The following is a 24,510-nucleotide window of genomic DNA, read 5'->3' on the forward strand; positions in this document are numbered from 1 at the left end:
GGAGACCTGATACCCGATGCCGCTCGTCGATCTGGATGACCCGGAGGAGCTCCGCGCCCGCTGGAGCGCCCTCGCCGCGGTCGCCCATGCCACCGGCTTCGACCGCCGCTGGTACGCCGACGCCGACGGCTGGTACCACCAGGACGAGACCGGCTCGGACCTGCGGATGGTGCGGCTGTCCGGTGGGCGGTCGGTGTTGTTCGGCTATCACACCCAGCACAGCCGGACCGCGGGGACGGATCTCCTGGCCGGCGCGCCGGACTGGATCGGGCAGCCGGAGGTCAAGCGGCGGATCGCGGCCGGGGATCTGGGGTTCGTGTACGGCTCGTTCAACGGGACGTGGGCGCGGGCGTCGTACGAAGGTGACCCGTGGCAGCCGGTGGACGACGGCTTCCTGCCGATCGGCTCGTGGATCACCTCGGACGAGGAGAGCGCGCGCGAGCTGGTCGAGTGGGCGGCGGAGTGGGCCGACTACTTGGGCGGGCTCGACGAGCTGGTGCCGCTAGGGGTGGGGTTGATCCGGTCTGCCGCTGCTTCGAGGTTGTCGGCCGAGCAGTTGGGTGAGTTCTTCGCGCGACTGGGGATCGGGCGACGGTCGCCGCAGCAGCCGGATCTGTACGCGGCGCTGGCGGCTGTCGCGCAGTTCGATCAGGTGCCGGGTGGTGCTGCTCCTGCTGTCGCTGCGCCTGTTTATGCGCCGGTCGCCGAGGAGCCTGAGGAGGAGGAAGAGCTCTTCATCGTGCCGCCGGGCGTGAGCCCGTTCACCGGCCAGCCCATCGCCGAGGACGCCCACGAGATCATCGGCACCGAGCCGTCTGCTCCGTACGACGCTCAGTCCTATGAGCCGTCTTATGACCCGCAGCCGTCGTACGACCCTCAGCCGCCCGCCCCTTCCCCCGAACCGGCGGACGGCAACTACGGTGTGGTCAACAAAAAGCCCCGCCTCTTCGGCCGCAAGAAGAAGCAACCCCGCGAAGAAGACAACGCCTCCCTGGCCGGCCTCGGCCTGGTCGCCCCCGACCAAGACCCCGAGCCTCCGCCCACCCCCGCGGCTCCGCCACCCCCCGCCGCGCCGACGTCCCACACCTACGACCGCCCGCTCCCGTCCTCGGAGCCCCCACGCGTAGGCGCCCCCGTGGAAGACGGCGAGGACTTCTACGCCAGCCTCTTCGCCGACGCCCCCGCCGCGGCCACGTACACCCCCGACACCCCCACAGACGAGCAACCCGCCCAGCCCCCCTGGTCAGCCAACGACGCCACCAGCGAACTGGCCGCGGTCACGGACGACGCTGCGCCACACCCCCCGACCGCGGACGACACCGCGCCGTACAACCCGCTCGCGGACGACACCGCGCCGTACAACCCCGTCGCGGACGAGACGGCGCCCCACAACCCGGTCGCCGACGACCCGGCCCCGTACGACCCGACCGCTGACGACACAGCCCCGTACGACCCGCTCGCGGACAACACGGCGCCCTACAACCCCGTCGCGAACGACTCGAACCCGGGCGCGTCCCAGGAAGCCCATCGCCCCGCTTCCCCCTTCGCGCCCGCTGGACGCGAACCCCAAGGCCCGCCCCGCGACACCCACGCGGCCACCCCGAGCGAACAAGACTTCGCCTCCCCCTTCGCGCATTCGTCGGCCGACCAGGAGTCCGGCGACGCGCAAGCCCCCGCCGACTCGCCCTTCGCTCCGCCACCGGGTACGTCGCCGTTCGGCCCCGGGTCAGCGGACGACGCCGGCGTCAACCAGCCGTACGCGACCGCAGACGACGATGACACCGGCGTGATCGCCCCCATCGACACCGACGCCCCCATGTCGTCCACCGACGACGACACAGGCGTCATCCCCCCGATCGCCGACCCCGGCACCGTCGACGCCTTCACCGCCGGCGACGACACCGGCGTCATCCCACCCGTCCCCGAAGCCCGCACCCCCGCGGACACAACCCCCGACGAGGACACCGGGGCCATTTCCCCGCTTCCCGCCGCATCGTCGGACGCCGCACAAGACCCCCGCTCAGCGTCGCTGGAAGCGCCCTACGACGCGCACGCCCCATCGGACGCGCCTCAGGATCACCAACGTTCCTCCTCCCCGGATGCGCCCGAGAGCCACCACTGGACTTCGCCCCTGGACGCCCGCCAGGACCAGCACGAGTACCCGCCCTCGGGTCATACCCAGTACCCGGTGTCCCCGCCGGATGCCGAAGCCCAGCACCCAGGCTCGCCCTCGTACGCAGCCCAGGACCCGACCCACCGTTGGCCGTCAGATCCCGCCCACGACCAGCACGCAGGCCCGTCCGGCGACGCCGGCGAAGACCACCGTCCGGGCTCGCCGTCGGATCCCACAGGGGACCAGCACTCGGCTCCGGCTGCCACCCAAGACCAGCGCACGAACTCACCATCGGACGTCGCTCAGGACGAACGCACACGCACGTCCACGGACGCCGCTCACGACCAGCGCCCGGGGTCGTCGCCGGACGCAGCACGAGACGAACGCGCAAGCTCGCCACGGGACGCCGGCGACGACCTCAGCCCGGCCTCACCGTCAGATCCCGCGCAGCACCAACGTGCACGCACGTCCTTGGACGCCACACCGGACCAGCACGCAGGCTCGTCCTCCGACACCACTCAAGACCAGCGCGCAAGCTCGTCCTCCGACGCCACCCAAGACCAACGCGCAAGCTCGTCCTTCGACGCCACCCAAGACCAGCGCCTGGCGTCGCCGTCGGATTCCGCGTGGGACCGCCAGTCGGGCGCACCCTCGAAGTATGCGCGGGCCGAGCAGCGTCCGGGTTCGCCACCGAGCGATGACCAGCATTGGGACGAAGCCCCGGCTTCGCCGTCGGACGATGCGCAGGACCACGACCCGCGTTCGCTCGACGTCCCGCCGAACCAGCACCAAGCCTCGTCGCTCGACGCACTGGATCAGGACCCGACCGCGCCCCTCGACGTACCCGAGGACCTCGGTCCGGCCTCGCAGCTCGACGCGCCGCGGAACCAGGACCAAGCGTCAACGCTGGGCGTACAGGACCAGGACCCGACCGCGCCCCTCGACGTACCCGAGGACCTCGGCCCGGCGTCGCCGCTCGACGCGCCGCGGGACCAGCACGAAGCCTCATCGCTGGACGCACGCGACCAGGACCCGACCGCGCCCCTCGACGTACCCCAGAACCCCGGCCCGACCTCACCGCTCGACGCCTTCGCCCCTGACCACGCGGCGCAGGCCGAGCCGTCCCCGATGGAACGCGAGTGGGTCGGTGGCGCCTGGATCAACGGCGAGTGGATCGAGGACGCCGCCGCGTACCTCGCGGCCAACCCTCACCTGGCCCACCCGCCTCGCCCCGCCCGCCGCCAACGCAGGACTCCGTCCGCCGACCCCACGCCAGCCGACGGCCTCCAAGCGTCCCCGTACGCCGGGGCTCGGTCCGATGGTCATGCGGCCGAGGCCCGCGCCGACAATCGTCGCCCCGACGGTTATCCCGACGATGCTCGCCTCGACGGACGCGCCGATGACGCTCGCCTCGACGGACGCGCCGATGACGCTCGCCTCGACGGACGCGCCGATGACGCTCGCCTCGACGGACGCTCCGACGACGCTCGCCTCGGCGGACGCTCCGAGGTCGCCCGGGCCGGCGATGGTCCCCCGGACGGGCATCCCGACGATGCTCGCCTCGAGGGACGCCCCGATGACGCTCGCCGCGGCGAAGGCTCCGAGCTCGCCCACGCCGGCGACGGCCGCCCGGACGGGCATCCCGACGATGCTCGCTTCGACGGAACCTCCGAGGTCGCCCGCGCCGGCGACGCCGTCGGCACCGCCGACCTGCCGACGGAATCGATCGAGGCACTTCCGCCCGCCGACGAGTCACAAGAGGCGGACGCCAACCAGGCCGTCGAGACAAGCCCGGACGATGAGCGCGACCACGATCCGCGCCGAAAGCGCGAGTACCAGGCAGCCGACGCAGGTCACGGCGTCGGCGAGCCAGCCGCGGACGACCGGCACGCGGCCGATGCCTCGGGCGTTGACCCGCGGGAACACCGCGACGATCAGACAGCCGACCTACTGCAGGGCGTTGACGGGCCAGCCGCGGACGACCGTCAAGCGGCCGATGCCTCAGGCATTGATCCGCGGGAACACGGCGACGATCAGACAGCCGACGTAGGGCGTGGTGTTGAGCCGGCGGGGGACCGGCACGCGGCCGATGCCTCAGGCATTGACCCGCGGGAACACGGCGACGACCAAGCACGCGACGTACGGGGTGGTGTTGAGCCGGCGGGGGACCGGCACAAGGCTGACGTGTCGGGCATCGGCTCGCTGGACGACGGTGGTCGTTGGGTTGGTGCCGTCGACGAGCAGACCGACGACCGCCGTTCGGCCGATGGATCAGGCGCCGACGGAGATGAAGACGGCGAGCGCGCGGTCGCCGACATGGCGACGGAGTACTTCGAGGCTCTGCCTACTGACGAAGCGCAGGACGCGGACCGGGCTGCCGACGTACGGGGTGGTGCCGACGAGCGGCGTGCGGATGTGCGCGACGAGGCCGAGGCATCGGGCGTTGATGGGGGAGACGGCGGTGGTCGGGTTGTCGACGTTCCGACGGAGCCGCTTGATGTACTGCCGGAGGACGAGGACGGTTCGGGCGACGTACGGCGTGCTGCTGACGCGCGGGGTGACGAGCCATGGATTGGTGCGGAGGGCACCGATCAGCTGATCGGTGAGGAATCCGCGGCTGAGAGTGGTGCGCAGGACGACGTTGACGCGCGACGGGCTGCGGCGGATGAGCAGGCTGAGTTCGAGGACGAGGCGCCGACGGCGGAGCTTGCCGCGGTGGTGGACGAGCCGGCCGGTGAAGACATTGCGCGGGTCGACTCGGGGGAGCAAGCCGCCGCTGGGGACGGGCCGCGGACCTATCCGCCGCTGAGCGATCGGTACGGCGGGTCCGGGGACGAGGTGGACGACTTCGAGTACTCGGACGAGGTCTTCCACGACGAGATCCTCGGCAGCGCGGACTGGACTGCTGACCAGTTGGGCGAGATCTCTGCGGGTGAAGCTCGACCTGAGGTTGAGGGGGAAGCTGGTACGCCGGAGGCGCGGGACGCCGAGGCCGACAGCGCCGAGCCGCAGGTTGTCGAGGCGGAGGGGGACCGCGCCGAGCCGCAGATTGTCGAGGCGGAGGAGGACGGCGCCGAGCAGTCAGCTGCGGCTGAGGAAGCCTCTGTCGAGCAGGCCTCGGACGGCGACCAGGCACCCACAGTTGCCGCCGGCAATGATGAGGCAGCAGACGACGCCGGCGCGGAGGACGCAACCGACGAGCCTGAAGACACTGCCGTGTCCGATGACGACACAGCTGAAGTCGTGGGACTTGCCGAGGCGCTGGCGGCGGACGAGCCGGAGACCGAGGAGCAAACCGCCGAGCAGAAGAACGGTCACCATCCCGAGGACCTCAACGGCCACTCCGCAGACACCGACGGCCAACCCGAGGACCTCAACGGCCACGCCGCGATCAACGGCCATGCCGACGACACCTCCGCCGGCATGCTCATCCCCGAGCTCTCCGGCACCGGCGTACCGATCGCCCTCCCGCTCGGCGTCGAGCAAGCCATGCGCGCCGAGCCCGAGCGCCCCCGCCCCCGCCCGAAGCAGTCTGCGGCCTTCGAGGCTCTCCGTGCCTGGTGTCGCGTGCGCACCAACGTCGTCCCCTCCGGGTTCACCATCCAGGTCCAGGTCCTCGACCCCGCGCGCCCGTCGTACCGGTTCGACCTCGAGCCGGCGCAGGTCGACGACGACGAGTGGCCCGACGACCGGCTCAGCGAGCTGCTCGGCGATCTGTGGATCGAGGAGGCCCAGACCGATCACGGCGGCTGGCTCTTCGCCCGGATCGACGCCGCCGGCCGGACGCTGCGGATCGACCGCTGGTACGACCAGGTCCCCGAGTGGTGGGACACGCAACTCCCCGGCGCGATCGACGTCGAGGGGCTGGTACGGCGCCTGTACCGGCGTGGCCCGGAATGGCAGCCGTCGTACCTGGAGCAGCTGTACATCACCGCGGGATAGCGTTGTCCCCATGTTGCTCAGGATCTTCACCGAACCCCAGCAAGGCGCCTCGTACGACGACCTGCTGGCCGTCGCCCAAAAGACCGAGGAGTGCGGGTTCGACGCGTTCTTCCGCTCCGACCACTACCTCGTGATGGGCGACGAGGACGGCCTGCCGGGCCCGACCGACGCCTGGATCACGCTGGCCGGCCTCGCGCGCGAGACCAGCCGGATCAAGCTCGGCACGCTGGTCAGCTCCGCCACGTTCCGCAATCCCGGCGTGCTCGCGATCAGCGTCGCGCAGGTCGACCAGATGAGCGGCGGCCGCGCCGAGCTCGGACTGGGCGCGGGCTGGTTCGAGGCCGAGCACGCGGCGTACGGGCTGAACTTCCCGGACACGCCCGGCCGGTTCGACCTGCTGACCGAGCAGCTCGAGCTGATCACCGGGCTGTGGGACACGCCGGTGGGGGAGAAGTACGACTTCACCGGCAAGCACTACCAGCTCAAGGACTCCCCGGCGCTGCCGAAGCCGGTCCAGCAGCCGCACCCGCCGATCATCGTCGGCGGCGCCGGCAAGAAGCGCACGCCCGCGCTCGCGGCCCAGTACGCCGCGGAGTTCAACGCCGGCTTCAAGAACGTCGAGGACACCAAGACCCTGTTCGACCGGGTCCAGGCAGCCTGTACGACGATCGGCCGCGACCCCAAGACGCTCGCGCTGTCGGCCGCCCACCGTGTTGCCGTCGGCAAGGACAAGGCCGAGGTCGAACGCCGGGCGGCGAACTTCGGCTGGTCCCTCGACCAGCTCGCCGAGAACGGCGTCGGCGGTACGCCGGCCGAGGTCGTCGACCACCTCGGCCGCTTCGCCGAGCTCGGCGCCGACCGGTTCTACGTGCAGATCATGGACCTCGCGGACCTGGACCACTTGGAGCTGATCGCCTCCGAGGTCCTGCCTCAGCTCTCCTAGGCCGGCGCGGGTCGCCGCATGATCGCCGCGGTCAGGGCGAACAGTGCGGCGGCCCCCGCCAGGGCGACCGGCAGGCCCGCCACGTGCGCGACGAGCGTGATCAGCAACCCACAGATCACCTCGCCGAGGTACTCCGCCTGCGCGAGGAACGAGTGCGTGGTCGCCCGTACGTCGCTGGTCGTGCGCGCGTTGACCCAGATCATCGCGATCACCCGGGTGAGCGGCACGGCGATGCCCGACACGACGACGAGCGCCACACCGCCGCCGACCGCGTCCGGTGCGAACGCCAGCCCGGCGGTCCCGACCGCGCCGACGGCAGCCGCGACGCCGTACGAGTGCCGCGCGTGCTCGCCGTCCAGGCGCCGCTCGACGATCCGCAGCGCCAGTGCACCGACGGCGAGCGCGACGACTCCCAGTCCGGTGAACCAGATGATCGGGTCGAGGCGCCCGGGCAGACCGAGGTCGACCAGCTGCTTCGGTGCGAGGCGGCCGCCGGCGTCGGAGGCACCGTTGATCAGGAACGTCGCGACGAAGATCCGCAGCAGCTCCGGACTCCGGCGTACCAGCGAGACCCCGCGGCGGAACGTCGTCCACGACGTCGACCACCGAGCGCTGCGCGCCGGGACGAAGTTGTGCTCGGTGAAGCGCGCGGCGACGTACAGACTCAGCAGCAGCATGGCCGAGCCCGCGACGACGATCGCGACGTCACGCCGGGTCGACCAGGCCAGCGCTCCGAACGCCAGCAGCCCGGTCGCCGCACCGGTCAACTGAGCGCGGGCGGTCCGCGACAGCACCCCAGAGATCCGGTCCGGCGCATCCAACTCGTCGGTGATCCAAGCGATGTCGGCACCACTCGCGAACGTCCAGGCCAATCCCCACAACACCTGCGTCCCCAGCAGCGCGACGAACGACGTCACCAGCCCGGTGGTCACCATCGCCGTCCCCATCAGGACCTGCGAGAGCACCAGCGACCACTTCCGGCTGAACGTGTCCGCCAGTACGCCGGCCGGCACCTCGCAGCACAGCGCGAAGATCCCTTGCACGGCTCCGATCAACACAATCTGCGAGGCGCTCAGCCCCGCGTCGACCACCAGGTAGACCGAAGTGACCAACCACCACCCGTTGTGCAGCACAGCCCGCGCCCAGCTCCAGTGCACGAAGGCGCGGGTCAGCGCGTCCTGCCGGGAACTGGCCACGCGGCAGTCGATCAGCGGCCGGCTGCTCACGGCAACGCAATTTCGGCTTAGGGTGGTGGCTCGATGTCGTGTATCTTGATGTCGAGAGAGTTTCCCGCTGAGCGGTGGGGCCGGGAAGTTAGGGCAGCCTGACCTGTGGGTCGGGTGGGCGGCTCGGCAGGATGGGTACCAGTGGAACAGGACGGACAGAGGAGCAGGTTGATGGCCAGCGTCGACAGCTTCGGTGCCAAGGGTGCACTCGAGGTCAACGGACAGTCGTACGAGATCTTCAGGTTGGCGGGCATCGAGGGCGCGGAGACTCTGCCGTACTCGCTCAAGGTGCTGCTCGAGAACCTGCTGCGCACCGAGGACGGCGCGAACATCACCGCCGACCACATCACCAAGCTGGGGAACTGGGACGCGAACGCCGCGCCGGACACCGAGATCCAGTTCACGCCGGCGCGCGTGATCATGCAGGACTTCACCGGTGTGCCGTGCGTCGTCGACCTGGCCACCATGCGTGAGGCCGTCGCCGAGCTCGGTGGTGACCCGACCAAGATCAACCCGCTGGCCCCGGCCGAGCTGGTGATCGACCACTCGGTGATCATCGACGTCTTCGGCCGCCAGGACGCCTTCGAGCGCAACGTCGAGCTGGAGTACGAGCGCAACCGCGAGCGGTACCAGTTCCTGCGCTGGGGCCAGACCGCGTTCGACGAGTTCAAGGTCGTCCCGCCGGGCACCGGCATCGTCCACCAGGTCAACATCGAGCACCTGGCCCGCACGGTGATGGTTCGCAACGGCCAGGCCTACCCCGACACCTGCGTCGGCACCGACAGCCACACGACGATGGTCAACGGCCTCGGCGTCCTGGGCTGGGGCGTCGGCGGCATCGAGGCCGAGGCCGCGATGCTCGGCCAGCCGGTCAGCATGCTGATCCCGAAGGTCGTCGGCTTCAAGCTGACCGGGTCCGTCCCGGCCGGCGCGACCGCGACCGACGTCGTGCTGACGATCACCCAGATGCTGCGCAAGCACGGCGTGGTCGGCAAGTTCGTCGAGTTCTACGGCGACGGCGTCGCGGCGGTGCCGCTGGCCAACCGCGCCACGATCGGCAACATGAGCCCGGAGTTCGGCTCCACCTGCGCGATCTTCCCGATCGACGACGTGACGCTGGAGTACCTGCGGCTGACCGGTCGCGGCGACGACGAGGTCGCGCTGGTCGAGGCGTACGCCAAGGAGCAGGGCCTGTGGCACAACGCCGAGGTCGAGCCGCGCTTCTCGGAGTACCTCGAGCTGGACCTGTCGACCGTCGTCCCGTCGATCGCCGGTCCGAAGCGGCCGCAGGACCGGGTCGCGCTGAGCGAGGCCAAGGAGGGCTTCCGCGGCGCGCTGACCGACTACGCGACCGAGGAGCTCGACGTCGACCCGTCGGAGCTGGGCAGCTTCCCGGCCAGCGACGCGCCGAACGGTCACGGCCACACCAACGACGAGCCGCACGTCCCGCACGGCACCGGCACCGCGGGCCGCCCGTCGAAGAAGACCAAGATCAGCCTGAACGGCCAGGAGGTCGAGCTCGACCACGGCCACGTCGTGATCGCGTCGATCACCTCCTGCACCAACACCTCCAACCCGTCGGTGATGCTGGCCGCCGCGCTGCTGGCCAAGAACGCCGTCGACAAGGGCCTGACCAGCAAGCCGTGGGTGAAGACCTCGCTGGCGCCGGGCTCGAAGGTCGTCACCGACTACTACGAGAAGGCCGGCGTCACGCCGTACCTGGAGAAGCTCGGCTTCCACCTGGTCGGCTACGGCTGCACGACCTGCATCGGCAACTCGGGCCCGCTGCCCGAGGAGGTCTCGGCCGGCGTGCAGGAGGCCGACCTGGCGGTCGTGTCGGTGCTGTCCGGCAACCGCAACTTCGAGGGCCGGATCAACCCGGACGTCAAGATGAACTACCTGGCGAGCCCGCCGCTGGTGATCGCGTACGCGCTGGCCGGGACGATGGACTTCGACTTCGAGACCGACCCGCTGGGTCAGGACACCGACGGCAACGACGTGTTCCTGCGCGACATCTGGCCGAGCGCCGACGAGGTCGAGCAGACCATCGCGACCTCGATCAACAAGGAGATGTTCACCAAGGACTACGCCGACGTCTTCGCCGGTGACGAGCGCTGGCAGTCGCTGCCGACGCCGGAGGGCAAGACCTTCGACTGGGACGCCGACTCGACGTACGTGCGCAAGCCTCCGTACTTCGAGGGGATGGCCAAGGAGCCGTCGCCGGTCACCGACATCAGCGGCGCGCGCGTGCTGGCCAAGCTGGGCGACTCGGTGACCACCGACCACATCTCCCCGGCCGGCTCGATCAAGGCCGACAGCCCGGCCGGCAAGTACCTGGCCGAGCACGGGGTGGACCGCAAGGACTTCAACTCGTACGGCTCGCGCCGCGGCAACCACGAGGTGATGATCCGGGGCACGTTCGCCAACATCCGCCTGCGCAACCAGATCGCGCCGGGCACCGAGGGCGGCTTCACCCGCGACTTCACCAAGGCCGACGCGCCCGTCACGTCGATCTACGAGGCCTCCGAGGCGTACGCCGAGGCCGGTACGCCGCTGGTCATCCTCGCCGGCAAGGAGTACGGCTCGGGCTCGTCGCGCGACTGGGCGGCCAAGGGCACGGCGCTGCTCGGCGCGAAGGCGGTCATCACCGAGTCGTTCGAGCGGATCCACCGGTCGAACCTGATCGGCATGGGCGTCCTGCCCCTGCAGTTCCCCGAGGGCGAGAACGCGGAGTCGCTCGGCCTGACCGGCGAGGAGACCTTCGACATCAGCGGCGTCACCGCGCTGAACGACGGCAAGGTCCCGCGCACCGTGCACGTCACGGTCACCGGCACCGACGGCGCGGTCAAGGAGTTCGACGCCGTGGTCCGGATCGACACCCCCGGCGAGGCGGACTACTACCGCAACGGCGGCATTCTGCAGTACGTGCTCCGCTCGCTGATCGCGAACTGACGCACGGCGGCCCGCGGTACGTGGGCTGACGAACTGACGACGAAGGCCGGTCCTGAGGGCCGGCCTTCGTCGTTCGCCGGCGACGCTCACCTGGTCGCGACGACCCGCCGGCCGGTGGAAGCCTGCGGCTGAGGTCATCTGCCGGTCAGCTCCGTTTGGTGTGGACGGTCCTGCGTGGGGTAGGACGGTCCTGGCGAACGATCCGATGGAGAGGCTGGGCGGCGTGGATCTCGGGGTGCTGGTGCTGGGGGGACTGGTGATCGTGATCGCGGCCGTCGTGCAGTCGACGATGGGGCTCGGGCTGATGCTGGTCGGGGCGCCGGTGATCACGCTGCTCGACGCGTCGCTGATGCCGGGCGGGTTGCTGGTGCTCGGGATGGCACTGCCGGTGCTGACCGTCATCCACGAGTGGCGGCACGTCAACTGGCGTCAGGCGGGTTGGCTGACCGGCGCTCGCGCCGTGACGACTCCGCTCGGCGTACTGCTGCTCGGTTGGTTGTCGGCACGGGCGATCGGCGCCGTGGTCGGCGTCGTCGTACTGGTTGCTGTCGGCCTCACCGCCTGGAAGCTGCGGGTGGCGACGAGTCGGCGCAACCTGATCATCGCCGGAGCGATCGCGGGGGTCTCGGGCACAGCTGCGTCGATCGGTGGGCCGCCGGCGGCGGTCGTGCTGCAGCACGAGGAGGGCCCGCGGTTGCGAGCGACGCTCGGTGCGTTCTTCGTGGTCGGGTCGCTGGTGTCGTTGTGCGGGCTCGCGATCGGCGGTGAGCTGACCGCGCACCAGTTGGCGTACGGCGCGGTGTGGTTGCCCGCGTTGGCGATCGGATTCGCGGTCGCCGTACCGCTGCAGAAGCGGCTCAACGGTCCGCGGCTGCGCCAAGCGGTGCTCACGCTCGCGGCGGCGTCGTCGATCGTCGTCATTCTCCGGTCGGTGCTCTGAGTTTGTCGGTGCGGCCCGCTTTACTGGCCGGGTGGCAGTTCATCCGCGAGCGGTGGTCCAGGCCGCGTGCGCCCAGTACGGCGAGGACGTGGTCGTCGGCTGGTGCATCGCGCTGCTCACCGGGGAGATCTCCGGCGAGGATGCGTTCGGACCCGACCTGCCGAAGCTAGTCGCGCTGACCGGGCAGGCCAACCCGGGCGGCTGGCAGCAGCCGGTCGACCCGGTGAACTACTACTGGGTGCGCGTCTGGGCCGCCCGGGTGCTGATGTACGCCTGGCGGGACGAGGCCGTAGACGCGCTGCGGGTTGTCGCCGACGACCCAGCGTGGCGGGTCCGCGAGCACGTCGCCCGGATCACCGCCCAGCGCGAGCTCGGCGAGCTGGTCGACCAGCTGATCCCGATGCTCGACCACGAACTGCCCCGGGTCCGGGCGGCCGCCGTACGGGCCGTCGGTGCGGCCGGTGAGTACGAGCACGCCGAGGCGATCGAGCCGCTGCGCGACGATCCGGACCCGACGGTCCGGGCAGCTGTCGAGAAGGCGGAAGAGAAGCTCGCCGCCCGGCTGGACCGCCCCCTGACCTGAGCCCGCTCCCGAAGCTCGACCTGCGGCAAAAGCTGGACGACGCCTACTGAGACAGCGCGTCCCGCAACTGACTCGCGTACGACGCGGCCTCGGCGTCGTCGGCGTACTTGGTCCGCGGCCAGAAGAACCCGCGCAGCCCGTCACCCTTCGTCCGCGGGACGACGTGCACGTGCAGGTGCGGCACCGACTGCGACACGACGTTGTTCACCGCCACGAACGACCCCTGCGCGCCGTACGCCGTCCGGACGGCCGCCGCGACCGACCGCGCCGCTCCGAAGAGCGGCACGGTCAGTTCGTCCGGCAGTTTGACCATCGTCGCGACGTGCTCGCGCGGCACGATCAGCGTGTGCCCCTTGAACACCGGGCGGATGTCGAGGAACCCGACCACCTCGGGCGTCTCCAGCACGAGGTGCGCCGGCGTCGACCCCGCGACGATCGAGCAGAACAGGCAGTCGGCCATCACCCGAGGGTTTCGTCCACGAAGCACCAGCGCCAGTTCTCGCCGGGCTCGAAGCTGCGCATCACCGGGTGCTCGGTCTGCGCGAAGTGCTTGCTGGCGTGCTTCATCTGCGACGAGTCGCAGCAGCCGACGTGCCCGCAGTCGAGGCACAGCCGCAGGTGCACCCAGGTGCCACCCTCGGCCAAGCACTCCTCGCAGCCCTCGGGCGTGTTCGGCGTCTTCACCACCGGAGCGTCGGCGAGGTGGTCGCACGGACCGCCCGGAGGGGCCGGTACGCGGAGGTCGTCGGACTGTCCGCCGACGTCGTCGGCTTCTGCGCGATCCAAGATGGACTCCTCGATGTCGAGTGCGATCTGTGCCCGTTGCAGGACCTCGTCGGCGACGAGGCCCTCGTCCCGGACCTTGAGGATGTGGCCACGCTCGGCCTGCAGCATGACCATCCGAAGTCGACGATATGCCTCACTCGGCGTTTCGTACTCGGTTTCCGGCCGGCCGAGTCGCTCCCAGGCGGCCAGCGCGCGGGCCTCGCCGCGCTGCCGGAGCAGTTCGACGACCTGCTGCGGGTCGTCCGGCGTCAGGACCTTGTCGAGCTCCTCTTCGCCGGCCTTGTGCGCGGCCTGCAGTACGGCGGCCTCCTGGAGCGCGTCCTCGGCCGGGTCAGGACCCGGTAGGTGCATCCGCCGTACCAGCCAGGGCAGGGTCGAGCCCTGCAGCAGCAGCGTCCCGGCGGTGACGGCCAGCGCGATGAACACGAGCACCTCGCGGTGCGGCGTGTTCTCCGGCAGGACGAACACCGCGGCCAGCGTCACCACGCCGCGCATTCCCGCCCAGGACAGCACGGTCAGCGCCTGCCAGGACACCGGCCCGGGCCGCGACCGGCCGAGGACCTTGCGGGACAGGATCGTCACCGGGAACATCCAGATCGGCCGGATCAGCACCACGGCGAGGAAGACGCCGATGGTGGCGATCGCGATCGTGCTCGCCGACAGCGGGCTGCGCGACAGGTCGTCGAGGATCCACCGGGTCTGCAGGCCGATCAGCAGGAAGACCGTGTTCTCCAGCAGGAACTGGAACGTGCGCCAGTTGGTCCGCTCCGAGATCCGCGACGCCGCCGACTGGATGATCGGCGCCTTGTGCCCGAGCAGCAGACCGGTGACGACAACAGCCAGGACGCCGGACGCGTGCACGTGGTGGTTCTCCGCGGCGACGTACGCGATGAACGGCGCGGTCAGGCTCAGCGTGGTGTCCAGCACCGGGTCGGTGAAGCGCTTGCGGATCTTGGCCAGCACGATCGCGACGATCAGACCGACCACGACACCGCCGCCGGCCGCGCGCAGGAAGTCGAGGCTGACGTCCAGGAACGTCGGCGTGATCGCCGCGGCCGCGATCGCGGTCCGCAGGCAGACCAGCGCGGTCGCGTCGTTCAGCAGGCTCTCGCCCTCGAGGATCGTGACCACCCGGCGGGGCAGACCGACCTTGCGGGCGATCGCCGTGGCCGCGACGGCGTCCGGCGGCGCGACGACCGCGCCGAGCGCGAACGCGGCCCACAGCGGCAGCGGCTTTTGCCCGTCGGCCTCGGCCATCCCACCGAGCAGCCAGTACGCGACCAGGCCGACGCCGACCGCGGTGAAGGCCACGAGTCCGACCGACAACGTGCCGATCGAGCGCCGGTGCTGGGAGAAGTCGACCAGGCTGGTCTTGATCGCCGCCGAGTACAGCAGCGGCGGCAGGAAACCGACCAGCACCACCTCGTGCGACAGCTCGACCCGGGGGACGAACGGCAGGTACGACGCCACGACGCCGATCACGACGAGCAGCAGGGGAGCCGACACCCCGATCCGGCGGGCCAGCGCGGCCCCGGTCGCCACCACGGCGACCAGGGCGACGATCTCGATCGCGATTTCCACGCGCACAGTGTGTCAGGCGGAACCCCGGTCCCGCCCGCAAGGACCAGGCGTCTGTGGACAACCCGCTCGCGCCCGGCTGTTCCAACGGTCTCGAGTCTCGTTTACGGTGACCGCACCGGTCCGTCCCCGTACGAGGAGTCACCGTGCGCCGTCTGAAGACCCTTGCCCTCGGCACCGTGCTCGCCCTGCTGGCCGCCGCGCTGCCGGCCTCGGCCTCCACCTCGGCCGATCCGGTGACCAGCAACGGCTGCGTGGAGAGTGTGCCGGAGCCGGGCAGCACGACGCCGGTCCGGATCTGCTACTCGCTCTTCAAGCCGGCCGGCGCCTCCGCGCGCCGTACGGTGCCGCTGGTGTTCCACAGCCACGGGTGGGGCGGCAGCCGGACCAAGGACGCCGCCGCGTTCGCGTCGTACCTGCAGGCCGGGTACGGCGTCCTGAGCTTCGACCAGCGCAGCTTCGGGGAGAGCACCGGTGTCGCGCACGTGATGAACCCCGACCTCGAGGGCCGCGACGTGGTCCGGTTGGTCGACTTCGTCGCCGGGCTGGACTGGGTGACCAGGCAACGGCCGGGCGACCCGCTGATCGGTGCGATCGGTGGCTCGTACGGCGGCGGCTACCAGTTCGCCGGGGCGTTCACCGAACTGCGGGACACGGGCCGGACCCGGTTCGACGCGCTCGTCCCCGAGATCACCTGGTGGGACCTCAAGCAGAGCCTCGCGCCGGACGAGTCGGCGCGGACGATGTGGCTGACGCTCCTGTACGCCGGTGGCGGCAAGAACCTCCCGCCGGCGATCCAGGCCGCGTTCGTCGCGCTGATCACCACCGGGACCTGGCCGACCGGGCAGGCAGGCCGCGAGCTCGACGCCTTCTTCGCGAAGAACGGTCCGGCCTGGCACGTGCGCCACGGCCGCAAGCTCGACGTACCGGTGCTGATCGGGCAGGGGCTGTCGGACAACCTGTTCAACCTCAACCAGGGACTGCAGAACTTCGACCGCGCGCTCACACCGCGGGCCCGGGCGCGGTCGATGCTGGTCGGCTACAACGGCGGCCACACGTTGCCGAGCGTCGTCCCGCCGGGCTACGCGACGCCGGGCGACCCGTGCTCGATCGCCCTCGGCAGCCCGAACTTCGGCGCGCTCGCGCAGCGGTTCCTCGACCTCAACCTCAAGCACCGCCGCAGCGGGCTGACCGGTTTCGGGCGCTACCACCTGGCGACCGCCGACGGCCGCTGCGCGACCGAGCGCAGCCTCAGGCCGAACCAGCGGTTCGCCGTCGGCAGTGTGAGCAGCAGCGCGAACGCCGGGCTGCCGGTCACGGTCGAGCTGGCCAAGGGCCCGATCACCGTCACCGGTGTGGCGCGGCTCGACGCGAAGGTGACGACGCTGCTGCCGGACGCCGCCGCGTATCTCGCGCTGAGCGTGGGCGCGTCGCCGCTCGACGCGAAGGTCGTGCAGAACAACACGATGCCGCTGCGCGAACCTCGCGTCGTACGGAACGCCCGTCGGACGGTCGAGCTGCCCGGGATCGCCGTCGACGTACCGGCCGGGAAGTCGCTCTACCTCACCGTCGCACCGGCCGCCGACATGTACGCCGGACAGAACGGCCGGCTGCCGAACGCGGTGAAACTCGACCGTGCGGCGCTCAGTCTGCACCGCAGTTACTGAAAGTTTCGTGAGTGCGCCTGCAAAAGCTTGCGGGTGACCCTCAGTTGGTGGACTCTTGGATCGCTGCCGGGCCGGCCGCACTGGGACGGGGCGGTTCCAGTCGTGGACGGTCCGGCTGCCTGATCTCTAGCGGACCTGGTCGAGGTAGGTCTTGTACGCCGTCAGGAACGGCTCCTCGGTCCGCACCGCACCCGACAGCCAGTCGCAGGACGCCTGCGCGGCCCGGATCACGTCCGGCGGGTAGTCGTACCTCACCTGGTGCTCGGCGAACTCGTCCTCGTCGTCGACGTAGAAGCTGCCGTCGCGGCGCTTCACCACGTCCAGGTCGAGGTCGATCATCGTGAACTCCTCGTCGCCGAACGTGACCGGTGTGGTGATGTCGCAGTAGATCTCGGTCTTGGCCGGTACGTCGTTGAAGCTCGCCGTGAACCACTTGTCGCGCGGGAACAGCTGCACGCAGGCCGCGTCCATGGTGATCGCCGGCTCCTCGCCGCGCTGGGCGACCGCCCCGGCCGGCGCACCCAACCACACGCCGTACTGGTCTTCTCCGAGATAGGTCATCCACTGGTGCCAGTGGAGCTTGCCGTCGTACTTGCGATACACAACCCGCACCTTGCGCATGGCGTCACCGTACCGGCGCGACCGGTCACCTCCACGATCGCTATCCTGTGCCGATGCGACGGATGCTCATCACCGGCGGCGCCGGCTTCATCGGCTCGAACTTCGTGCACGACACGGTACGGCGGTACCCCGACGTCGAGGTGACGGTGCTCGACGCGCTCACCTACGCCGGCAGTCAGAGCAACCTGGACCCGGTCGCCGAGCAGGTCACCTTCGTGCACGGCGACATCTGCGACGCCGAGCTGGTCGACAAGCTGGTCGGCACGACCGACGTCCTGGTCCACTTCGCCGCCGAGTCGCACGTCGACAACTCGCTGAACGACCCGTCGCCGTTCATCAAGTCGAACATCATCGGCACCTTCACGCTGCTCGAGGCGGTCCGCAAGCACGACAAGCGGATGCACCACATCTCCACCGACGAGGTCTTCGGCGATCTGCCGCTGGACTCGGTCGACCAGTTCACCGAGACCACGGCGTACGACCCCTCCAGCCCGTACTCGGCGAGCAAGGCGAGCTCGGACATGCTGGTCCGCGCCTGGGCCCGCTCGTACGGCGTGGCCGCGACGCTGTCGAACTGCGCGAACAACTACGGCCCGTACCAGCACGTCGAGAAGCTGATCCCGCGGCAGATCACCAACGTCCTGATCGGCGACAAGCCCAAGCTGTACGGCGCCGGCGAGAACGTCCGCGAGTGGACCCACGTCGAGGACCACAACGACGCCGTCCACCGCATCATCACCGACGGCCGCCTCGGCGAGACGTACCTGATCGGCTCCGGCGACGAGCGCAGCAACAAGCAGATCATCCAGAAGATCCTCACCCTGATGGGCGAGCCCGAGGACGCCTTCGTCCACGTCAACGACCGCCCCGGCCACGACCTGCGCTACTCCAACGACTCCACCAAGATCCGCACCGAGCTCGGCTGGGTCCCGCGCTACGCCGACTTCGACGCCGGCCTGTCCGCGACCATCGACTGGTACAAGGCCAACACCCCCTGGTGGGAACCCCAGAAGGGCACCGCCGAAGCCAAGTACAAGGTGCTCGGCCGCTGACCTGCAACAAGCTGCAACACCCGTAGACGCCACCCCTGCCCGCCCTCCACGATGATGCGTCCCCGGCTTCCGGGGCGCTGAGTCCTGGGGAGGTCCGGATGCAGGGGTGGAGTCTGTTCCGACGGGGAGCCGTCACCGCGGTGGTGGCGTTGGGAGTCGGAGGCCTGGGCGGCCTGACCGCGGCGGCCGACGACCCGCCGGTCCCGCCGACGCCGCCGGCGATCTCGGTGAGCTACCAGGGCGTCCCGATCGCGGACTGCCTCGAGCAGACGGTCTGTCCCCAGGTGATGCCGCTGGGGGAGTCGGTCGCGGTCACCGTCGCCGCGACCTCCGGCGACGTGGTGAGTGTGCGGTACGGCTTCTCGGGTCAGCTTCCCGTCGACGTCGACGGGAGCACCGTGTCGGTGACCATGGCTCCGCCGCACGAAGGGTGGGCGACGCTCGAGGCCCGGAGCATCAACGCGATCGGGCAGTTCAGCTCGCCGGCGTACTTCATGTTCAACGTCGGGCCGCGTCCCGCCGCCGTCGGGTCCTGGGGGTTCGACGAAGGCACCGGTACGACGGCCGCTGACGGACCCGGCCTGACCCATCCCCTGACGCTCGGCGGTGGAGCCGCGCTCGACGCCAAGGGACGCATCGACGGCTCGCTCGCGCTGGACGGTGTCGACGGGACGGCTCGAGCGACCGCGCCGGTGATCGACACGTCGAAGAGCTTCAGCATGTCTGCCTGGGTCCGCCCGACGAACGCCGCCACGACCGGTGTCGTCGCCGCGGTCACCGGCACGAGGACCACCGCCGCCGGTCTCGGCTACGACGCGGGGACGAAGCGCTGGACCTTCGCCCGGACCTCCGCCGACGTCAACCTCCCGGCGGTCTCCAAGGTGTCGTCCAAGGAGGCACCGGTCAACGGCGCCTGGGCGCATCTGCTCGGCACGTACGACGCGGCCACCGGTCAACTGCAGCTCTTCGTCAACGGCCGGCTCCAGCAGACCGCGCAGTCGGCGGTGGGCTGGCAGGCCGCCGGCCCGCTGACCGTCGGCCGCGGCAAGTCCGCCGGTACGCCGACCGGCGCGTTCGCCGGTTCGGTCGACCGCTTGGCCGTCTGGCAGCGCGTGCTGGTCGCGGACGAGATCCCGCCGCTGGTCGACCCGCGGGTCGGTGGCGGCGGCAACGACCGGATCACCGCCGGCCTGGCGGCGTACTGGCCGCTCGACGACGCCGTACGGACGAACGGGACCTCGCGGACGCCGGAGCAGGTCCGTGGTGCCGATCTCACGTTGACGGGCTTCGCCAAGCCGGCGGGCGCCTTCGTCGACGACCCGGAGCTCGGGCGCGTGCTGGAGCTGACCGGGCGGTCGCAGGAGTCGCTGTCGCTGAATGCCTCCACCGTGGACGGCAGCGCGAGCTTCACGGTCGCGGCGCGGGTGAAGATCGACGACCCGTCCAAGCCGATGGTGGTCGCGCGGCAAGGGACCGCGGGCAAGGACACCTGGCGGCTCGAGTACCGGCCGGTGGACACGTTCACCAGCCAGTGGCGCTTCATCCGTGGCGACGCCGGTTCGGCGACCGAGACGGTGGCCGTGGCGAGTATCGACCATGACTCGCTGCCCGGCTGGCACCTGCTGGCAGGCTCGTACAACGCCAACCTGGCCAACGGCACCCCCAGGCTCGAGCTGACTGTCGACAACCGTCCGTCCGACGGTTCGATCGTGCCCTACCAGGCCACTCCGCCGCGGGCGGGAACCACGGTGGTCGGCACCGGCCGGACCTCAGGTCAGGCGTTCGACGGCCGGATCGACGACCTGCGCGTCTACGCCGGCCTCGCAGCGAGCTTCCGGCTGTGCGCCGACTACCCGGGCACCGAGGGTTGCGGCGCCTAGTCCGCGAGTTCGCGAACGCGGTCCAGGTAGGTCTTGTAGACCGTCAGGAACGGTTCGGCGGTGGTGATGTTGGACACGACCCAGGCGCACGTCGCCTGGGCCGTGGCCACTACTTGCGGTGGGTAGCCGTAGTGGACCTGGTGGGCCGCGAACTCGTCCTCGTCCATCACGCGAACCGTGCCGTCGCGCAGCCGGCGGATGTCGAGGTCGAGGTCGACGGCGGTGACCGTGCCGACGCCGAACTCCGGCGGCATGGTGATGTCGCAGTAGATCTCGGTGGGGTGGGGCGCGTCGTTGAACAGGGCGCTCCACCACTGGCCGCGGGGGAACAGGCGGACACGGGTGTGGTCGACGTTGATCCAGGTGCCGTCGGCGCGCTGGGCGCGGTCGCCGGGGCGGGAGCCGACCCAGAGGCCGTGGTCGTCCTCGCCGAGGTGGAGGGACTCCATCAGGCGGTGCGGGCGGCCGTCGTACTTGCGGAACAGGGTCCGCACCATCTCCATGCCGGTTACTCTAGGTGAGATGGGTCGGACCGGTGAACAACCCCAACGTCCGGAGCGTCCCGTACTGTGAGATTGCTCCGGAAGGCCTTGCCGCGTTCGGCATCGGCGGCCGGGGTGCATAGACTCGACCATTCGAGGACAACCCTGCGGAGGAGCTCGATGCGCTTGCTGGACACGGTCGGAGGGCCGGCGGACCTCAAGGACCTGACCGATCAGCAGCTGACGGACCTGGCCGCGGAGATCCGCGACGTGCTCGTCGAGACGGTGTCGCGGACCGGTGGTCACCTCGGTCCGAACCTCGGCATGGTGGAGATCACCCTGGCGATGCACCGGGTCTTCGACTCGCCGCGCGACCGGCTGGTCTACGACACCGGTCACCAGACCTACGTGCACAAGTTGCTGACCGGCCGGGCGCCGAAGTTCGACACCCTGCGCCAGCAGGGCGGCCTGTCGGGGTATCCGAGCCAGGCGGAGTCCGAGCACGACCTGGTCGAGAACAGTCATGCCTCGACGTCGTTGTCGTACGCCGACGGCCTGGCCAAGGCGTACCGGCTCCGCAAGGAGGACCGGCACGTGGTCGCGCTGATCGGTGACGGCGGCCTGACCGGTGGGATGGCCTGGGAGGCGCTGAACAACATCGCCGCCTGCGACGACCTGAAGCTGGTCGTGATCGTCAACGACAACGGGCGGTCCTACAGCCCGACCGTCGGTGGCCTGGCCACGCACCTGACCAGCCTGCGCACCAACCCGCGGTACGAGAAGATCCTCGACCTGGTGAAGACCAACCTCGGCCGCACGCCGTACGTCGGACCGCCGATGTACGAGGTGCTGCACGGAGTGAAGAAGGGCCTCAAGGACATGCTGGCCCCGCAGGGCATGTTCGAGGACCTCGGCCTGAAGTACGTCGGTCCGGTGGACGGCCACGACCGGGTGGCGATGGAGGACGCGCTGGCGAAGGCGAAGGCTTTCGGCGGGCCGGTCCTGGTGCACGCGGTCACCCAGAAGGGCTTCGGGTACGCGGCTGCCGTGCAGGACGAGGAGGACAACTTCCACCAGATCCGCCCGGCGTACAAGCCGCGCGGCTGGACGGACGTGTTCGCCGAGGAACTGGTCGAGATCGGCCACCGGCGACCGGACGTGGTCGCGATCACCGCGGCGATGCTGCACCCGACCGGTCTGGCGGCGTTCGGCAAGGAGTTCCCGGACCGGATCTTCGACGTCGGGATCGCCGAGCAGCACGCGGTGACGAGCGCGGCCGGGCTGGCGATGGGTGGGCTGCACCCGGTCGTGGGCTTGTATGCGACGTTCCTGAACCGGGCGTTCGACCAGCTGCTGATGGATGTTGCGCTGCACAAGTGCGGCGTGACGTTCGTGCTGGACCGTGCCGGGGTGACCGGTGACGACGGCGCGTCGCACAACGGCATGTGGGACATGTCGCTGCTGCAGCTCGTGCCGGGGCTGCGGCTGGCCGCGCCGCGGGACGGCAAGCGGGTCGCCGAGCTGTTGAACGAGGCGGTCGAGGTCGACGACGCGCCGACCGTTCTGCGCTACGCCAAGGGCGAGGTGTTCCCCGACATCGAGGCGATCGACCGCATCGGTACGACGGACGTCCTGGTCCGCACCGGCACGGACGTGCTGCTGGTCGGGATCGGTTCGATGGCCGCGACCGCGGTCGACGTGGCCGAGCGGCTCGGCGCGCAGGGCTTCGGGGTGACTGTGGTCGACCCGCGCTGGGTCAAGCCGGTCGCGCCCGAGTTGGTCGAGCTGGCCGGCAAGCACAAGTTCGTCGTCACGATCGAGGACAACGGCCGCGTCGGTGGCTGTGGTGCCGCGATCGCGCAGGCGATCCGCGACGCCGGGGTCGCCACACCGGTCCGGGACTTTGGGATCCCGCAGCGCTTCCTCGACCACGCCAAGCGGCCGGCGATCCTGCAGGAGATCGGCCTGACCGGTCAGGAGCTGGCCCGCGAAGTGATCGAGCTGATCACCCGGGACCAGGGGGACGCGATCACGAGTGAGCCCGACACCGCCCGCGGCCGGCCCACCGGGGCCTGATCCCGAGCCTGCCCCCTGGTTCCCCCAGGAGCAGGCTCCGGACGTAGCCCGGAAGCACCCCGTTGACCCGGCCGAGGCCGACACCGGGGAGCTCCCGGCTGCCGCCGCATGGTTCCCCGAGGAGCAGCCGCGGGAGCCGGCCTATGCGCCCGAGCCGTCGCGTCACCAGCCGGCCCAAGCGCCGGAGCCTTCGCTCGACCAGCACACCCAGACACCAGCGCCTTCCCGCGACCAACAGCCCCGGGGCCGCCACGCCGCGGCCCCCAAGCGGCGTGGCGTCGGGCCGGTCCTCATCGCGCTCGTCCTCGTCGCGGCTGCCGTGGCCGGCGGGCTCGCGCTCCACAAGTCCGGGACCAGCAGCACGACACCGCCTGTCGCCGCCGCCCCCAAGACCCCCGAGGTCGACCGCGCCGCCCGGGCGTCCGGCGTCGACGCCGTACTGACCGCGCGCGCCGAAGCCGTCAAGCTCAACAAGCCCGACCAGTTCCTCGCCGCCGTCGACCCGGCCAACAAGACACTCCGCGCCCGCCAGCGCACGCTCTTCGACAACCTGCGCCGTTTCGGCTTCGCCAGCCTGAAGTACGAGCGCCTCCAGGAGCAGTACGACCAGGCCCTCACCGACAAGTACGGGCCGAGCACCTTCGTCGTCGCCGTCGCGATGACCTACCAGATCCGCGGCATCGACCCGGTCCCCGCGCGGACGATGCTCGGCTACACGTTCGTCCAGCGCCCCGACAAGAAGTGGACGCTCGTCTCCGACAGCGACCTCGACCGGCGCCTCCCGCGCGGCTCGCACCAAGAGGCCTGGGACATCGGCGAAGTGCTGGTCAAACGGGCACCCCGGGTCCTCGTCGTCGTGGAGACAGGTCAGACGAAGCTCGCCGCCAGCCTGCTCACGAAGGCCGGCAGCGCGGTCAAGGCGGTCAGCAAGAGCTGGCCCGGCGGCTGGACCGGCGCCGGCGTGGTGATCGCGCTCGACGACAAGATGGTTCGCGGTGCCGACTACACGCTGCCGAAGAACGCCGAGGACGCGCTCGCGATGGCGACCTGGGTCTACCGCTCGCTGCCCGGCGAGGTCAGCGGGGTAGGGGAGCGGACCGACTCGTACGTCGTGATCAACCCGCGCAACCGGAGCAAGGTCGACGCCCGGACGCTCGCGCACGAGTTCACCCATGTCGCCACCGCGCCGTACGGGACCTTCGCGCCACGTTGGCTGGTCGAAGGCGCCGCGACCTGGGTCGAGTTCCTCCCGATGGACGGCGCGCGCGACCTGGCGATCGGCACGTACCGGCAGACCGTCCGGACCAAGTACCTGGCCAACGCCAAGTCGCTTCCGGCCGACGGGACGTTCTTCCAGAACTCGCTGAAGTCGTACCCGCTGTCGTGGCTGGCCGTCGACCTGCTGATCGAGCGGTACGGCGGAACCGAGCTGGTCACGCTGTACCAGGAGATGGCCGCTCTCGGGCAGACCCAGGCCGAACGCGACCGGATCATGATGGAGCACCTGAACCTGACCGAGGCTGGTCTCTTCCAAGCCCTCAAGGCCGCGGCCGCCGCCTGATCCACCAGGCGGAACCGGTTACGGAACCGGTCGGGGAATCCCGGGGATTCCAGGGGCAATCTTGTATACCCGGCGTGTCGGTGGTGGATTCAGCAGGACCGAGTAGGG

The 24,510-nt window shown here is 70.4% G+C and carries 15 protein-coding genes; 10 read left to right on the forward strand and 5 right to left on the reverse strand.

Annotated features, from left to right (window positions below; all coding sequences use genetic code 11):
- The first annotated feature begins 16 nt into the window (after positions 1-16).
- Entirely contained in the window at positions 17-6,055 is a 6,039-nt protein-coding gene (locus tag ABD235_RS05970) for a hypothetical protein (RefSeq protein ID WP_344170617.1), read from the forward strand.
- Between the two features lie 10 nt (positions 6,056-6,065).
- Positions 6,066-6,998: an LLM class F420-dependent oxidoreductase gene (locus ABD235_RS05975; RefSeq protein ID WP_344170620.1), complete on the forward strand. Its 933-nt coding sequence runs from the start codon at positions 6,066-6,068 to the stop codon at positions 6,996-6,998.
- On the opposite strand, the gene ABD235_RS05980 is transcribed toward ABD235_RS05975, so the two are convergent.
- On the reverse strand, positions 6,995-8,224 hold the full coding sequence (locus ABD235_RS05980) for an MFS transporter (RefSeq protein ID WP_344170623.1): 1,230 nt from the start codon (positions 8,222-8,224) through the stop codon (positions 6,995-6,997). The genes ABD235_RS05975 and ABD235_RS05980 overlap by 4 nt on opposite strands.
- 171 nt (positions 8,225-8,395) lie before the next feature.
- Here ABD235_RS05980 and acnA point away from each other — a divergent pair, with 171 nt between their 5' ends.
- The 3 genes from acnA to ABD235_RS05995 all read left to right on the forward strand — a co-directional run bounded on the left by acnA (position 8,396) and on the right by ABD235_RS05995 (position 12,699).
- Positions 8,396-11,176: an aconitate hydratase AcnA gene (gene acnA / locus ABD235_RS05985; protein WP_344170626.1), complete on the forward strand. Its 2,781-nt coding sequence runs from the start codon at positions 8,396-8,398 to the stop codon at positions 11,174-11,176.
- A gap of 205 nt (positions 11,177-11,381) precedes the next feature.
- Entirely contained in the window at positions 11,382-12,116 is a 735-nt protein-coding gene (locus ABD235_RS05990) for a sulfite exporter TauE/SafE family protein (protein ID WP_344170629.1), read from the forward strand.
- Positions 12,117-12,147: 31 nt separating this feature from the next.
- Positions 12,148-12,699, forward strand: a complete 552-nt coding sequence (locus tag ABD235_RS05995) for a HEAT repeat domain-containing protein (RefSeq protein WP_344170632.1) — start codon at positions 12,148-12,150, stop codon at positions 12,697-12,699.
- Between the two features lie 43 nt (positions 12,700-12,742).
- Here ABD235_RS05995 and ABD235_RS06000 read toward each other — a convergent pair whose 3' ends face one another.
- A complete protein-coding gene (locus ABD235_RS06000; protein WP_344170635.1) occupies positions 12,743-13,159 on the reverse strand; it encodes an HIT family protein in 417 nt (138 codons plus the stop codon).
- Positions 13,159-15,066 carry a Na+/H+ antiporter gene (locus ABD235_RS06005; protein WP_344170638.1) on the reverse strand — a complete coding sequence of 636 codons (1,908 nt, stop codon included), beginning with the start codon at positions 15,064-15,066 and terminating at the stop codon, positions 13,159-13,161. The genes ABD235_RS06000 and ABD235_RS06005 overlap by 1 nt, the downstream gene beginning before the upstream one ends.
- A gap of 143 nt (positions 15,067-15,209) precedes the next feature.
- Here ABD235_RS06005 and ABD235_RS06010 point away from each other — a divergent pair, with 143 nt between their 5' ends.
- Positions 15,210-16,730, forward strand: coding sequence for a CocE/NonD family hydrolase (locus tag ABD235_RS06010; protein WP_344170641.1), 1,521 nt, complete (start codon positions 15,210-15,212; stop codon positions 16,728-16,730).
- Positions 16,731-16,856: 126 nt separating this feature from the next.
- Here ABD235_RS06010 and ABD235_RS06015 read toward each other — a convergent pair whose 3' ends face one another.
- Positions 16,857-17,351, reverse strand: a complete 495-nt coding sequence (locus tag ABD235_RS06015; protein WP_344170644.1) for a DUF402 domain-containing protein — start codon at positions 17,349-17,351, stop codon at positions 16,857-16,859.
- 53 nt (positions 17,352-17,404) lie between these two features.
- Here ABD235_RS06015 and rfbB point away from each other — a divergent pair, with 53 nt between their 5' ends.
- Both rfbB and ABD235_RS06025 read left to right on the forward strand, forming a co-directional pair.
- The gene (gene rfbB / locus ABD235_RS06020; RefSeq protein WP_344170647.1) at positions 17,405-18,403 is read left to right on the forward strand and encodes a dTDP-glucose 4,6-dehydratase; all 999 of its coding nucleotides are present in this window, start codon (positions 17,405-17,407) and stop codon (positions 18,401-18,403) included.
- Positions 18,404-18,501: 98 nt separating this feature from the next.
- Complete coding sequence (locus ABD235_RS06025) at positions 18,502-20,283, forward strand: LamG domain-containing protein (protein ID WP_344170650.1); 1,782 nt, start codon at positions 18,502-18,504, stop codon at positions 20,281-20,283.
- Here ABD235_RS06025 and ABD235_RS06030 read toward each other — a convergent pair.
- On the reverse strand, positions 20,280-20,786 hold the full coding sequence (locus tag ABD235_RS06030; RefSeq protein WP_344170653.1) for a DUF402 domain-containing protein: 507 nt from the start codon (positions 20,784-20,786) through the stop codon (positions 20,280-20,282). The genes ABD235_RS06025 and ABD235_RS06030 overlap by 4 nt on opposite strands.
- 159 nt (positions 20,787-20,945) lie before the next feature.
- Between ABD235_RS06030 and dxs the strand changes: the two genes are divergently transcribed.
- Complete coding sequence (gene dxs, locus ABD235_RS06035; RefSeq protein WP_344170655.1) at positions 20,946-22,841, forward strand: 1-deoxy-D-xylulose-5-phosphate synthase; 1,896 nt, start codon at positions 20,946-20,948, stop codon at positions 22,839-22,841.
- Complete coding sequence (locus tag ABD235_RS06040) at positions 22,801-24,402, forward strand: hypothetical protein (RefSeq protein ID WP_344170658.1); 1,602 nt, start codon at positions 22,801-22,803, stop codon at positions 24,400-24,402. Before dxs ends, ABD235_RS06040 begins: the two co-directional genes overlap by 41 nt.
- Positions 24,403-24,510 lie beyond the last annotated feature (108 nt).

This window comes from Kribbella lupini, from assembly GCF_039529595.1.
Classification (GTDB): Bacteria; Actinomycetota; Actinomycetes; order Propionibacteriales; family Kribbellaceae; genus Kribbella; species Kribbella lupini.

What these genes read in the sequence shown, in the direction of transcription:
- ABD235_RS06000 (WP_344170635.1), bottom strand. Translation starts at nt 13,159, where the DNA reads ATGGCCGACTGCCTGTTCTGCTCGATCGTCGCGGGGTCGACGCCGGCG.
- ABD235_RS06015 (WP_344170644.1), bottom strand. Translation starts at nt 17,351, where the DNA reads ATGCGCAAGGTGCGGGTTGTGTATCGCAAGTACGACGGCAAGCTCCAC.
- ABD235_RS05990 (WP_344170629.1), top strand. Translation starts at nt 11,382, where the DNA reads ATGGAGAGGCTGGGCGGCGTGGATCTCGGGGTGCTGGTGCTGGGGGGA.
- ABD235_RS06030 (WP_344170653.1), bottom strand. Translation starts at nt 20,786, where the DNA reads ATGGAGATGGTGCGGACCCTGTTCCGCAAGTACGACGGCCGCCCGCAC.
- acnA (WP_344170626.1), top strand. Translation starts at nt 8,396, where the DNA reads ATGGCCAGCGTCGACAGCTTCGGTGCCAAGGGTGCACTCGAGGTCAAC.
- ABD235_RS06025 (WP_344170650.1), top strand. Translation starts at nt 18,502, where the DNA reads ATGCAGGGGTGGAGTCTGTTCCGACGGGGAGCCGTCACCGCGGTGGTG.
- dxs (WP_344170655.1), top strand. Translation starts at nt 20,946, where the DNA reads ATGCGCTTGCTGGACACGGTCGGAGGGCCGGCGGACCTCAAGGACCTG.
- ABD235_RS05970 (WP_344170617.1), top strand. Translation starts at nt 17, where the DNA reads ATGCCGCTCGTCGATCTGGATGACCCGGAGGAGCTCCGCGCCCGCTGG.
- rfbB (WP_344170647.1), top strand. Translation starts at nt 17,405, where the DNA reads ATGCGACGGATGCTCATCACCGGCGGCGCCGGCTTCATCGGCTCGAAC.
- ABD235_RS05975 (WP_344170620.1), top strand. Translation starts at nt 6,066, where the DNA reads ATGTTGCTCAGGATCTTCACCGAACCCCAGCAAGGCGCCTCGTACGAC.